The sequence below is a fragment of the Peribacillus sp. R9-11 genome, assembly GCF_031345095.1.
GTDB classification, from domain to species: domain Bacteria; phylum Bacillota; class Bacilli; order Bacillales; family DSM-1321; genus Peribacillus; species Peribacillus butanolivorans.
The window spans coordinates 413,664-426,842 of record NZ_CP133763.1 but is presented as its reverse complement, the minus strand read 5'-3'; the positions used below and the strand labels follow the sequence as shown (position 1 = coordinate 426,842).

Genomic DNA, 13,179 nt, shown 5'->3' with positions numbered 1-13,179 from the left:
TCTAAGTCAGATATCCCTATTCTTCACCAGTAGACGCATATTCATAGCTTATGCTTTTTCTATTGGTGCAAATTTCGCCAATAGGCGTTTAATGCCGATTGGACTTGGGAATGCAATATCCAGTTCCTTTCCTTCGCCTTCTCCTTTTACACTCACCACGGTTCCAATCCCCCACTTTTTATGGGAAGCCTTGTCACCAACGGCCCAACCAATCTCTTCACCGCCTGTTGCAGATGGGGCAGAAACAGCTCGCCCAAAGGTAGGCATTTTTCTTGTGGAAGCCGTCGCAGTGTTCCCTGTTCTCGCCGGAGAACTGAATGGAGTCTGCTTGGATCTAGGAGCAGGTTTCGGTTTAAGATCTTCAAGAAGTTCCTCGGGTATTTCTCCGATGAACCGTGAGACTGGATTCATGCTCGTCCGTCCATACAGTGTCCGCATTTGGGCATTACTGATGAACAACTCATTTTCAGCCCTTGTAATCCCCACATAAGCAAGACGGCGTTCTTCTTCCATCTCCTCCTCATCCATGAGCGAGCGGCTATGAGGGAAAACTCCTTCTTCAAGGCCCAGTAAAAAGACTACCGGATATTCTAATCCCTTCGCCGAATGTAGTGTCATTAACGTTACCGTATTTGTTGCTTCTTCGGAGTTCTCATCTAATTGGTCAATATCAGCAACCAACGCCAGGTCAGTTAAAAAGCCAATCAATGATTTGTCCTCGCTGTTACTTTCGAATGCTTTCGTTACAGATAAAAACTCATCTATATTTTCAAGACGGCTTTGTGATTCAATTGTTTTTTCTGCTTGCAGCATCTCACGGTAACCGGTTTTTTTAATGACTTCTTCCACCAGTTCCGTCACAGATAAGTACTCCTGCTGATTTGTATAGTTAGTAATTAACGTGTGGAATTCCCTTGCTGCTTTGGTAGCCTTCCCGCTTATCCCAATCATTTCCACGGACTCAAGTGCTTTATAAATGGAAAGATCATATTGATCTGCATAATCTGCTACTTTGTCCATTGAAGTTGCACCAATACCTCGTTTCGGTACATTTATTACACGGCGAAGACTGATGTCATCATCAGGATTTGCAATAAGACGCAGATAGGCAAGTAAATCCTTAATCTCTTTACGATCATAGAACTTAGTGCCGCCGACGATTGCATAGTTAATATTGGATTTAAGCAGAACTTCCTCCATTACCCGTGATTGTGCATTTGTTCTGTAAAGGATTGCTATATCGGAATATTTTCTACTACCGTCCTTAGCTAATTCATTTATCTTTCCTGCTACAAATTGCGCTTCCCCTTGTTCATTGTCTGCACGGTAATAGAAAATCTTATTACCATCTACATTCTCAGTCCAAAGATTTTTCGGCTTCCGGTTTCGATTATTATCGATGACCTTATTCGCCGCTTCAAGAATCTTTTTCGTTGAACGATAATTCTGTTCAAGGAAAATCATATTGGCATTAGGATAATCTTTTTCAAATGAAAGGATATTCGCAATATCCGCACCGCGCCAGCGATAGATCGACTGATCTGAATCCCCTACAACACAGAGATTACGGAATCGTGAAGCTAGCAGTTTAACAAGCATATATTGAGCCCGGTTTGTATCTTGATACTCATCAACATGAATGTATTGAAACTTCCGCTGATAATATTCTAGCACTTCCGGTATAAGTTGGAACAATTGAATCGTCATCATGATCAAATCATCAAAATCGAGGGCTGAATTTTTCCGCAAACGTTTTTGGTATTCTGTATATACATCTGCCGTTACTTTAGTAAAATAATCTGACGCAGTTTTGAGGTATTCTTCTGGTCCGACCAATTCATTTTTTGCTGAACTGATACTACCTAAAATGGCCCGGTAATCATATTTCTTTGTATCCATATTACGGTCTTTCATAATTTGCTTTATGACTGATTGCTGATCCGTCGTATCTAAAATTGAGAAATTCCTATTAAATCCAATCCGATCAATATCTCTTCGCAAAATACGGACACACATAGAGTGGAACGTTGAAATCCAGATATCTTCGGACGCACCGCCCAGAATGCTACGGATTCTTTCTTTCATTTCACGTGCGGCTTTATTAGTAAATGTGATTGCAAGGATATTCCAAGGTGCTATCTCCTTTTCAACCATCAAGTAAGCAATACGGTGAGTCAGCACACGCGTCTTTCCACTTCCTGCCCCAGCCATAATTAGAAGTGGACCATCTGTTGCTTTTACTGCTTTTTGTTGCTGTTCATTCAAACCTATTAGTAATTTTTCCGCTAAATATTGCATTATCACACCACCTATACGAACATTCGTTTCTGTTTTAGTATACTACATTTTTTCCCTATTTACATTTTGGCCAAATTATCATTTAACTGCCTCAACTGTTGCAAGCGCCGTTTTCAAATCTTCATAGATCACATTACCAACAACGATTACGTCCGCAAACTCCGCCATCTCTTTGGCCTGCTCTACTGATTTAATCCCACCGCCGTAGAATAGTACAGTATTCTCCAAACTCTCTCTAGCCGCTTCCACCATCTGGACATCGCCATAAGCACCGCTGTATTCAAGATAAAAAACCGGCAGTTTGAACATCTTTTCTGCCATCATTGCATATGCACCCACATCATCCATATCTAGATCCGTATTGGCTTTCGTCAATTGAGCCGCCTTACACTCAGGATTTAAGATGCAATATCCTTCTACGAAAATTTCATCCCAATTCAAAAGGTATCCGAATTCTTTGACTGCTTGCTGATGCAGTTTCATCATCCAATCTGGATTGGTGCTATTTAGGACACTCGGAATAAAATATAAATCGAATCCCGGCGTCACTGTTTCAACCGATGAAATCTCCATCACACATGGGACTGTATATCGCCTAACTCGCGCCATCAAATGAAGTACATTCTCAAGCGTAATTCCATCGGTGCCTCCAACCATAATTGCATCTGTACCAGATTCACAGACTTTTTCTAACGCCTCATCGCTTATTTCTTTATTTGGATCGAGTTTGAAAACATGTTTCCACTCGCGAAAATCGTACATTATAATCCTCCATTCACACTTCCCATTTCACCATTATAGCATTAAGATTTTTCATTAAAAAAGAGAAGTATCGATAAAATGTTTACCAACTGGAAACCTCTGAATCTAAAATCCAATATAACACGGTTTCGACTGGACGGTAGCTGCTATAGAAAACGCTTGCTCAAAATAAAAAGCCGGGAAACGAATTCCTCGGCTTTTTCTATTTCATACAATATAAAAAAATCGAATTCATTAAGATTCCGTTGTTTCTTCAACGTTTTCCTTTATACGGTTAAGAGCCATGGTGTAGGCATCATTTCCGTAGTTTAAGCAGCGTTTAACCCTAGAAATCGTGGCCGTGCTAGCCCCTGTTTCGTTTTCGATTTTATGATAGGTTTTACCTTCTTCAAGCATACGGGCTACTTCAAGGCGCTGTGCTAATGATGAAATTTCATTGACTGTACATAAGTCATCAAAAAATCGATAGCATTCGTCTAAATCGCGCAAGGAAAGTATCGACTTAAACAGCTGATCCGTTTCTTTCCCTCTTAACTTATCAATTTGCATGTTTCTCCCCCTCAATTTTCATGGGTATCAAAATGAGACGTCTTCTACTAAACCAGGTTGATTCGGAATAATATTGACCCAAGTTTTCCCCGGTATCAACCCTACTTCTTTATCGTTTTTCACTGGTATAATTCGACCATCTTTATTAACCCATTCTACATCATTGACCTTCCCCTTTTGAAGTAAATAACCTTTTCCGCCACTTTTTAAATCAATTTTAAGGCGTCCTTTATCATCAACCACTTGATGAGTGGTCTCAATGATGAATATATTATCCAGTAAAATCGGTTTGCTTGATTTATGCTCAACTGTTTGCTCACCATTAGAATAACGTTTATATTTCTCTTCTGTTCCTTCATATTCATACTTTACATTGAACTCTGCCGATCCGTAGGATATCTCAATTTTCAAAGCCGATTCTCCTTGCAGACCAACCGCCTCTTCCTCTGTCAGGAAAGTAAATGGCTCTGGTGCACCTGTCAGCTCATATCCTTTTTCCTTCGCACCCTTTTCAATATTATCAAAAGAAGTGTAGGAATTATGCGGTGCGTTTCGATCTGTTGAGCGCTGAAACAAAGTACCATCATAATATAGGCCGTTCAAGTTATCAATATATCCTTTGTCTAGCATGGTTTTTGCCTCTGGGCTATTCCCATGACACACATAGATGCAGTCCAAACCTTTGGCCATTTCGATATAATAGTCCCTTGCACTCCGAACCGGTCCGATTTGGTTCGGCATTTCACTTTGGAAAACAGCTAAAAATCTGGTTATGTCGCCTTCCGCCAGCAATTCATAGACTATGTCCGCATCTGAGAGACCAGATTGTGGACGCGCTTTTGGATGATTATTAATCATCACCGCTACAGCCCTTTGCTCGGTATCTTCATTCGTGGCTACACCAGTAAGTGGAAACATGTTGGAAGGCTCGTTTTTAACATCTGTATTTTTAATGACAGCTGCATCTTTCGGCTTACTGTCATCTGGTACAGGTTCTTCTTTAGTCGAACAGCCTGCTAGCAGAAAAATAGCAATAATGATGAAAAGAACTCTCTTAAATTTCATCTTTCCACTCCCCTGATTTTTTAACCATTTCTTCTCTTATATTTTAACGCATTATAGTAGGAAAGAGTATAGTTTTATTCATTACATCATATACTCCTCGCTGGGTTACCCTTATATAGGGAAGATGAGTTGTTGAAAAGAATGAAAGGGTATACACCGGATCAGCAAAGCGATAACCCCTTTCACGTAGCAGCTTTTTCAACTCATTCTCTTCTTTAATTAGTTCAGGAACCTCCTTATTGGACATGACTCCTTTTAATTTTAAAGGCAGTTCATGTATCACCTGGCCTTGTTCAGTCAAAACGATACCACCGCCAATTTCCTTCAACCGGTTAAATGCTAAATGCATATCCTGTTTTCGTTTACCAATTAAGATTATGTCACCCGTATTTGTATAAGAACCTGCAAAACCACACAATTTATTGGCAAAGCCTTTTAATATCGTATTAATGCGCCATTTACCTTCACGGTCAATGAGCATGAAAAAGCATTCATCATCTTTAAAGGTCAGTTCTTCATGGCCAACGTCATTGGAAAGATAATATGGCTTCGTGATTACGTTATTGACCAGTTCAATTCCAAACGGCATAGAAAATTCAAAATCTTCCTTTAAACTAAGATCCCAATCAAGTTCAAGCGGTTTAAAATCAAAATCGCTCCAGTTGATTTCCTGAGAATCGGGAATTACTTCACCATCCCGTTTCACCCATTTCCCTTTTGCCATTACAGAAACTGGTGCCGGTTCCTTTATATCTGTCAGAAAATTAATGTTGGCAACCCTTCCAGTAGCAATATTACCATGAAGATATTCAATATTATAATAGCGGGCGATATTAATAGTTGCCATATTATAAGCATCAATGACCGGAACACCTTGCTCTATTGCTATTTTGATTAAGCTGTCTATAAAACCACCTTCATAAAAAGACGGAGGTGATCCATCTGTTGTATAAAAGAATTTGTCATAATGATCGATGCCCATATCATGTATTTCTTGTATCAACTTAGGAAGATCCGGTCGGATAGAAGAATGCCTTAGTGAAACATAATAACCCTGTAGCAGACGAGACATGACCTCATCGCCTGTCATTGCCTCATGATCACAATCAGCACCAAACAACGTCATCTTCGCCAACGTTTTCTCCGACGCACCCGGAAAGTGTCCTTCAATTTTCTTCCTCATCCGCTTTGCTTCCTGAATCCAGTGCAACATCATGTCATCCCCGTCGAGGAGCTTCGGCCATCCCGTTAGTTCGCCGCCCTGTAGTACGGCATCGTGCTCCAGCCAAGATTTAACTGCACCATGTGAAAATACCATATCCTCGTCTACTAATTCCGTTTGTCCATCAAAACGACTCCACCAATACATTGTAACAGGAATATTACGAAGTTCTTTCAAAAGAGAAAACGCTTTCTTTTTTTCTAACTGCAATAGAAATGGCAAGTTATCATTGATTAATGTCGTTGTCCCAAAATGAGATGCATAACGTGAAAAAGAAAGGGGATTATATAATTGAGAAGGATGTGAATGCGGCTCAATATATCCCGGGACCAGGTACTGATTTGTACAGTCAACCATTTCGCAGCGGTCTATATTTTCAGGAAGCTTTTCGCCAACATAGATTATGCGATCATCATAGATCCAGATATTCGCTTTCACCCATTTTCGTAAAGCCTGATTTAAATAAGTCGTATTTTTAAGCAGAATGTGTGGTGCCCTATTGCCATCCAGCACATCTATATGTTCACGTAGATGTTTATTTTTCCATCTATAGCGCTGTTCAAGCATAAACATTCCCCCATAATTTTTTTGAAACAAATGCAATAAAAAAACCATTTTAAACCCAATTTTATTTCATACTAACATACTTACCAGAATAGCACAGTAATGTTAACTGAAAAATTGTTAATTTTTTGTGAAGGGATGGACTTATTATGAAGTTTAAACAAAATATTAGTATAATAAATGCACTTATGCGGATTACCTGTGGTTTTACCTTTCTATCATGGGCAACAGCAAAAATGGTTAAAAAACCTTGGAAAAACCAATCTTACTTATTTGTCGTCATGATAGCAGCTATGAAAATTGGTGAAGGCATTCTACGCTATTGTCCAATCGTGGACGCTATGGAGAATGGACAAACATTAATGAAAAAAGAACAAAAAACGGAAAATGATTTTAATTCACCTGATTCTTATTAAATCTTTTTCTAAAGAAGAAGCTGACTCTCTTAGAGTCAGCTCAGACTGTAGACAAACTCGATGAAAATCGAGTTTGTCTACAGTTTTTTTGAGGGGTTGTAAAAATTCGACGTTGATTTCCACTCCAGGCACTCGCTTTCCGCGGGCGGTCAGGGAGCCTCCTCGGCGCCTTTGCGCCTGTGGGGTCTCCCTTGGACACGCATTTCCCGCAGGAGTCTCGCACCTTCCGTTCCAATCAACTTTGTTTTAACAATTAGATATAACCACTTTTGCCTACAGTCCTTTTTGTTTTAATATAGAAGTATTAAAACTTGAGGTGATGACGATGCTTTCGAAACATAATTCTATTCAGCGAGATCAACTTGAAATGATTACTTTGGATCAACTGGTGCCAGCGAACCATTTGGTTCGTAAAATTGAGGGAGCCATTGACTTCACTTTCATTTATGACTTGGTGAAAGATATGTATTCAGAGATAGGGCGCCCAAGTATTGATCCAGTTATTTTAGTTAAATTGACATTCATTCAATATACCTTCGGTATTCGTTCGATGCGTAAAACGATTGAAGAAGTTGAAACGAATATGGCTTACCGTTGGTTTTTAGGTTACGGTTTCCATGATAAAGTACCTCACTTCTCAACGTTCGGGAAAAATTATGAGCGTCGCTTTAAAGATACAGACCTGTTTGAACGGATTTTTTATCGTATCTTAATGACAGCTTCAGAAAGAAAGTTAATAAGTGCAGAGCACGTATTCGTTGATTCAACACATGTGAAAGCCAGTGCGAATAAGCGAAAATTCGAAAAGAAAATCGTTCGTAAGGAAACACGAGCATATCAAGGACGCCTTCAAGAAGAAATAAATCAAGATCGTGAAAACAATGGAAAGAAGCCTTTTCCACCGGATAAATTTGATAAAGAAGAAACCAAAGAAATTAAAGAAAGTACAACTGACCCTGAGAGTGGCTACTATGTAAAAGATGAACGAACAAAACAGTTTGCCTATTCATTTCATGCGGCTGCGGACCGCAACGGTTTTGTGCTGGGGACGATTGTAACACCGGGAAATACGCATGATAGTCATATCTTAGAGCCTCTTGTTGAACAAGTGATTGAGAAAGTTGGAAAACCTGAAGCTGTTGCCGCAGATGCAGCTTACAAAACACCAGCCATTACAAGCTACCTTTTTGGGAAAGAAATCACACCAGCTTTACCCTATACACGTCCACGAACAAAAGAAGGGTTCTTTCGCAAGCATGACTATGTTTACGATGAACATTTTGATTGTTATCTCTGCCCATCGGGCGAGATTTTAAAGTACTCAACAACAAATAAAGAGGGCTATCGCGAGTACAAATCACCCAAACACACTTGTGCGACATGCTCATTTTTATCACAGTGTACAGTAAGCAAAGACCATCAAAAAGTGGTGACACGCCATATCTGGCAAAATTATATGGAAGAAGCAGATCATCTGCGTCATCACAAGGATGTAAAACCTATATATGCGAAACGTAAAGAAACAATAGAGCGTGTATTCGCAGATGCAAAAGAAAAGCATGGTATGCGTTGGACTACTTTAAGGGGACTTAAAAAATTGTCGATGCAGGCGATGCTTACTTTCGCTGCCATGAATTTAAAGAAGATAGCCAATTGGACATGGAAAGGTCCAAGCATGGCTTAATAAAGTGGGCTCGTAGAGGCCCAATCTCTTAATCTTGAGCAAAATTCAAAGGGAATTTCAAAAGGGGTCCGGAATTAAAACATTCCGAACCCCTTTTGTCTACAAACTGAGCTGACTCTCTTAGAGTCAGCTTCTTTCAAATTATCATGATAAATTGTATTGAATGGCACGATAACCGATATCTGTACGCCAAAACAATCCGTCTTTTTCAACATGACTCAATTCTTTATATACTTTAGCTTGAGCAGAGGCTAAATCTTTTCCTTTTGCAGCAACCAGAAGCACACGGCCACCGTTTGAAACAAAAGATCCCTCGCTATTTTTAGCAGTTCCAGCATGATAAATATGAGCATCTGGATTAATCTTGTCCAACCCTTTAATGATTGAATTCTTTTTGTAATCTCCAGGATACCCCTCTGCTGCCACTACTACACCAAGTACTGCATCTTCATGCCATTCAAGTTGTAAATCCTTACCTAAAAGGACCGCTTCAAGCGTATCAACGAAATCCGTTTTTAGCCTCGGTAAAACAACTTGCGTTTCCGGATCTCCAAAACGAGCATTGAACTCAATGACTTTTGTACCTTTTTCCGTAGCAATTAATCCGGCATATAAAATACCGGTGAAACGACGATCTTCTGAAATCATCGCATTTACTGTCGGCTGCAAGATTGTTTCGACAGCTGTCTGAACCATTTCATCGGAAATTTGCGGCACAGGTGAATAGGCTCCCATTCCGCCTGTGTTCGGACCTTGATCTCCGTCGAAAACGCGCTTATGGTCTTGGGCGATAACCATCGGATACACTTTTTCACCATTCACGAATGCCATCAACGAAAATTCCTCACCATCGAGAAATTCCTCAATAACAACTTTGGCAGAAGCTTCTCCAAACTTAGACCCGACAAGCATATCGTGGATGGCGTCTAACGCTTCTTCCATCGTCATTGCGACTACGACACCTTTGCCTGCAGCCAAGCCATCTGCCTTAATAACGATGGGCGCTCCTATTTTTTCAATATAAGCCTTTGCAGAATCAAAATCAGTAAACGTTTCATATTCTGCTGTCGGAATGCTGTAGTTCTTCATTAAATCCTTAGCGAAAGATTTACTTCCTTCAATGACCGCAGCCCTGCTATTTGGGCCGAACACCTGTAGGCCCGCTTTAGCAAAGTCGTCAGCTAGTCCATTCAATAATGGCGTTTCTGGGCCAATTACCGTCAATGAAACTGCATTTTCTTTTGCAAAAGCAACCAAATCCTCATGATTTGTTTCTTCAATGGGCACCAGATTTGCTACATCGGTCATGCCCGGATTTCCTGGTGCTGCAAAAACTTTCTCCACCCGTTTACTTTCAAACAGTTTGCGGGCAATAGCATGCTCCCTGCCACCCCGGCCAATCACTAGTACATTCATTATCGCACCTCATCTTTGATTAATGTTTAAAGTGACGAATCCCTGTGAATACCATTGCAATTCCATATTCATCAGCTTTCTTGATTGAATCTTGGTCTTTTACAGAGCCACCCGGTTGAATGATTGCCGTAACTCCTGCTTTCGCTGCCGCTTCAACAGTATCATCCATTGGGAAGAAAGCATCCGATGCCAAAGCACTGCCTGTTGCTCTTTCACCGGCTTGTTCTAGCGCAATTTTTGCAGCTCCGACACGGTTCATTTGACCAGCGCCAACACCTAATGTCATTTGATCGTTACATACCACTATTGCATTTGATTTCACATGCTTCACGATTTTCCAGCCAAGTTCTAGGGCTTTCCACTCTTCAAGGGTAGGTTCGCGTTTTGTTGCTACTTTTACTTCTGCATCCTTCAAACTATGTGCATCACGATCTTGTATAAGTAATCCGCCTTCAATTGAAGTCAATTTACGCTCAGGTTTTTTAGCTGAGTTGAAATCAATCGTTAATAAGCGAAGGTTTTTCTTGCTAGTTAATACTTCCACTGCCTCTTCCGTAAACCCAGGAGCAATGATGATTTCAAGGAAAATTTCATGAAGCTTTTCTGCAGTTGCTTTATCTACTTCACGGTTCAGGGCAATGATTCCACCAAAGATGGAAGTAGAATCCGCCTCATATGCTTTTTCGTACGCTTCTAATATGGTCGTTCCGACACCGACGCCGCAAGGATTCATATGTTTGACAGCTACTGCTGCGGGCTCATTGAATTCTTTAACAATTTGAAGTGCAGCATCTGCATCATTAATGTTGTTGAAAGAAAGCTCTTTTCCGTGTAATTGCTTCGCTTCAGCAATTGAGAAAACAGAACCAAGCGGTTTTTTATAAAAAGCTGCCTTTTGATGCGGATTTTCCCCATAACGAAGCGACTGTTTCAATTCATAAGTAACAGTCAATGATTCTGGATTCTCTTCTTCAGCAAGCTCTGTCATGTATTCAGAAATAACAGCATCATATGCTGCTGTATGGCGGAAGACTTTTGCAGCCAGACGGCGATTCGTTGTTTTTGAAACTCCTCCGTCTTTCAGTTCAGCCAATACGGTTGGATAATCATTGGAATCAACGATAACCGTCACATACTCGTGGTTTTTTGCAGAAGAACGAAGCATTGTCGGTCCACCGATATCAATGTTTTCAATTGCATCTTCTACAGTAACATCCGGTTTAGAAATTGTAGCTTGGAATGGGTATAGGTTTACACAGACAAGTTGAATAGGCTCAATATTATGTTCTGCAAGCTGTGCCGCGTGATCTGCATCACCATGTTTTGCTAAAACTGCTCCATGGACATTCGGATGAAGCGTTTTAACGCGTCCATCTAAAATTTCCGGGAAACCAGTGACGTCACTGATTCCAATCACGTCTACACCATTATCCTGCAACGTTTTTTTCGTACCGCCGGTTGAAATAATTTCAAACCCTGCTTCTATTAATCCCTTAGCAAATTCTACAATACCTGTTTTATCCGATACACTAATTAAAGCACGTTTCTTCATGGTATGTTGGTCCCTCCATAATGTATGTTATTTCTTTTGGAATAGCTGTTGTAAAACTGATGGATACATGCCATGTTCCGTTTCCTGAATCCTTATTTGGAGAATGTCTTTCGTATCTCCTGCAAGAATCGGTACTGTCTTTTGGGCAATGATTGGGCCCGTGTCCATACCATCATCGACATAATGAATCGTGACCCCGGTTTCTTCCACTCTTGCGTCAAAAGCCTGCCCAATTGCATCCTTGCCTGGAAAATTAGGCAAAAGTGAAGGATGAATGTTAACAATTCTGTGTGAATACGCCTGTAATAATGTCGGCCCAATTAAACGCATATAACCAGCTAGAATAATAAATTCAACCTCAAGTTGACGAAGTATCTCTAAAATTTCCGTTTCAAACTCGACCTTACTTGAGTACTTTTTCGCTGAAAAAGAGAAGGTTCTAATATTCTCAAGCCTAGCTCTTTCAAGCACATAAGCATCTTCACGATCGCAAACAACAAGGCAGATTTCCGCGTTCAGAACTCCATCTTTTATTGCGTCAGCAATTGATTGGAAATTACTTCCGTTACCTGATGCAAAGACTGCGAGTCGCTTCATTGTTTAAACGACACTCCATTTCCATCCACAATTGTTCCAATAACTGAAGCCTGTTCACCGCATGACTGTAGATGAGCAACCACAGCGGCCGCATCCTCTTTTTTCACTACAGCAGTCATGCCAATCCCCATATTGAAAATATTGAACATTTCCTCTTGAACAAGGTTCCCTTTTTCTTCAAGGAACGAGAATACAGGTGGAATTGTCCAGCTTCCAAGCCCGATTTCAACACCGCAACCTTCAGGAAGAATACGTGGAATATTCTCGATGAATCCTCCACCCGTAATATGGGCAAGTCCCTTAACTTCAAACTTTTCAAGTGTGGACAAAATAGACTGGACATAGATTTTTGTCGGTTTCAATAATTCATCGCCTAACTTGCAGTCAAACTCCGGTACGAATTCATGTAGATCCATTCCTGAATCTTCAAGGAGGATTTTACGAACTAGAGAATATCCGTTACTGTGAATACCACTTGAAGCAAGCCCAATAACAACATCACCCGCCGAAATTGTCTCACCCGTAATTAAGCGTGATTTTTCAACAGCTCCAACAGTAAATCCAGCCACATCATACTCTTCCGTTTCGTACATACCTGGCATTTCCGCCGTTTCACCACCGATTAAAGCGCAGCCTGCCTGCTCGCAGCCGTCTGCAATACCTTTGACTATCATTTCAATTCGTTCAGGATCCGCTTTACCGCAGGCAATATAATCTAAAAAGTACAAAGGCGCAGCGCCTTGAACGACAACATCGTTAACACACATAGCTACACAATCTACCCCAATGGTATCATGTTTATCCATCATGAACGCGAGTAGAAGTTTTGTCCCGACTCCATCCGTTCCTGAAATTAGCACAGGCTCTTTAAGGTTCAGGGAAGACAAATCAAACATTCCTCCGAAACCGCCCAGTCCATTCATTACCTCCGGACGAAATGTGCGCTTTACATGTTTTTTCATTCGATTTACTGCTTCATAACCAGCTTCAATATCAACACCAGCCTGCTTATATGCATTAGCCATTTGAAATCCTCCTCCGAAAATCACTCTTT

Annotated in this window: 11 protein-coding genes; 2 read left to right on the top strand and 9 right to left on the bottom strand. The window is 40.6% G+C overall.

Annotated elements, in window-relative coordinates; all coding sequences use genetic code 11:
* Nucleotides 1-48: 48 nt before the first annotated feature.
* The 5 genes from pcrA to RE409_RS02055 form a co-directional block, all read right to left on the bottom strand.
* The gene (gene pcrA / locus RE409_RS02075) at nt 49-2,298 is read right to left on the bottom strand and encodes a DNA helicase PcrA (protein WP_056522781.1); all 2,250 of its coding nucleotides are present in this window, start codon (nt 2,296-2,298) and stop codon (nt 49-51) included.
* Nucleotides 2,299-2,376: 78 nt separating this feature from the next.
* Nucleotides 2,377-3,060, bottom strand: coding sequence for a heptaprenylglyceryl phosphate synthase (locus RE409_RS02070; RefSeq protein ID WP_309558426.1), 684 nt, complete (start codon nt 3,058-3,060; stop codon nt 2,377-2,379).
* Nucleotides 3,061-3,294: 234 nt separating this feature from the next.
* Complete coding sequence (locus RE409_RS02065; RefSeq protein ID WP_053344215.1) at nt 3,295-3,609, bottom strand: YerC/YecD family TrpR-related protein; 315 nt, start codon at nt 3,607-3,609, stop codon at nt 3,295-3,297.
* Between the two features lie 27 nt (nt 3,610-3,636).
* Nucleotides 3,637-4,674: a DUF3048 domain-containing protein gene (locus RE409_RS02060; protein ID WP_309558425.1), complete on the bottom strand. Its 1,038-nt coding sequence runs from the start codon at nt 4,672-4,674 to the stop codon at nt 3,637-3,639.
* Nucleotides 4,675-4,717: 43 nt separating this feature from the next.
* Nucleotides 4,718-6,463 (bottom strand): adenine deaminase C-terminal domain-containing protein, encoded by a 1,746-nt coding sequence (locus RE409_RS02055; RefSeq protein ID WP_056522784.1) that lies wholly within the window; start codon nt 6,461-6,463, stop codon nt 4,718-4,720.
* A 146-nt stretch (nt 6,464-6,609) separates the two neighbouring features.
* On the opposite strand from RE409_RS02055, the gene RE409_RS02050 reads away from it, so the two are divergent.
* On the top strand, nt 6,610-6,876 hold the full coding sequence (locus RE409_RS02050) for a YgaP-like transmembrane domain (RefSeq protein ID WP_309558424.1): 267 nt from the start codon (nt 6,610-6,612) through the stop codon (nt 6,874-6,876).
* Nucleotides 6,877-7,201: 325 nt separating this feature from the next.
* Nucleotides 7,202-8,560 carry an IS1182 family transposase gene (locus tag RE409_RS02045; protein ID WP_309558423.1) on the top strand — a complete coding sequence of 453 codons (1,359 nt, stop codon included), beginning with the start codon at nt 7,202-7,204 and terminating at the stop codon, nt 8,558-8,560.
* 144 nt (nt 8,561-8,704) lie between these two features.
* Here the strand turns inward: RE409_RS02045 and purD are convergent, their stop codons facing one another.
* Genes purD through purM form a run of 4 tightly spaced genes read right to left on the bottom strand, consistent with a single transcriptional unit; the run spans nt 8,705 to nt 13,150 of the window.
* Complete coding sequence (gene purD, locus RE409_RS02040) at nt 8,705-9,976, bottom strand: phosphoribosylamine--glycine ligase (protein ID WP_309558422.1); 1,272 nt, start codon at nt 9,974-9,976, stop codon at nt 8,705-8,707.
* A gap of 19 nt (nt 9,977-9,995) precedes the next feature.
* A complete protein-coding gene (purH, locus tag RE409_RS02035) occupies nt 9,996-11,528 on the bottom strand; it encodes a bifunctional phosphoribosylaminoimidazolecarboxamide formyltransferase/IMP cyclohydrolase (RefSeq protein ID WP_201183240.1) in 1,533 nt (510 codons plus the stop codon).
* A gap of 27 nt (nt 11,529-11,555) precedes the next feature.
* Nucleotides 11,556-12,125 (bottom strand): phosphoribosylglycinamide formyltransferase, encoded by a 570-nt coding sequence (gene purN / locus RE409_RS02030; protein ID WP_053344209.1) that lies wholly within the window; start codon nt 12,123-12,125, stop codon nt 11,556-11,558.
* On the bottom strand, nt 12,122-13,150 hold the full coding sequence (gene purM, locus RE409_RS02025; protein WP_201183241.1) for a phosphoribosylformylglycinamidine cyclo-ligase: 1,029 nt from the start codon (nt 13,148-13,150) through the stop codon (nt 12,122-12,124). The genes purN and purM overlap by 4 nt, the downstream gene beginning before the upstream one ends.
* Nucleotides 13,151-13,179 lie beyond the last annotated feature (29 nt).

Bases quoted from the DNA above. Each gene is read 5' to 3' on its own strand.
- RE409_RS02055 (WP_056522784.1), bottom strand. From the start codon at position 6,463: ATGCTTGAACAGCGCTATAGATGGAAAAATAAACATCTACGTGAACAT.
- purM (WP_201183241.1), bottom strand. From the start codon at position 13,150: ATGGCTAATGCATATAAGCAGGCTGGTGTTGATATTGAAGCTGGTTAT.
- RE409_RS02065 (WP_053344215.1), bottom strand. From the start codon at position 3,609: ATGCAAATTGATAAGTTAAGAGGGAAAGAAACGGATCAGCTGTTTAAG.
- purN (WP_053344209.1), bottom strand. From the start codon at position 12,125: ATGAAGCGACTCGCAGTCTTTGCATCAGGTAACGGAAGTAATTTCCAA.
- purD (WP_309558422.1), bottom strand. From the start codon at position 9,976: ATGAATGTACTAGTGATTGGCCGGGGTGGCAGGGAGCATGCTATTGCC.
- RE409_RS02050 (WP_309558424.1), top strand. From the start codon at position 6,610: ATGAAGTTTAAACAAAATATTAGTATAATAAATGCACTTATGCGGATT.
- pcrA (WP_056522781.1), bottom strand. From the start codon at position 2,298: ATGCAATATTTAGCGGAAAAATTACTAATAGGTTTGAATGAACAGCAA.
- RE409_RS02045 (WP_309558423.1), top strand. From the start codon at position 7,202: ATGCTTTCGAAACATAATTCTATTCAGCGAGATCAACTTGAAATGATT.
- purH (WP_201183240.1), bottom strand. From the start codon at position 11,528: ATGAAGAAACGTGCTTTAATTAGTGTATCGGATAAAACAGGTATTGTA.
- RE409_RS02060 (WP_309558425.1), bottom strand. From the start codon at position 4,674: ATGAAATTTAAGAGAGTTCTTTTCATCATTATTGCTATTTTTCTGCTA.
- RE409_RS02070 (WP_309558426.1), bottom strand. From the start codon at position 3,060: ATGTACGATTTTCGCGAGTGGAAACATGTTTTCAAACTCGATCCAAAT.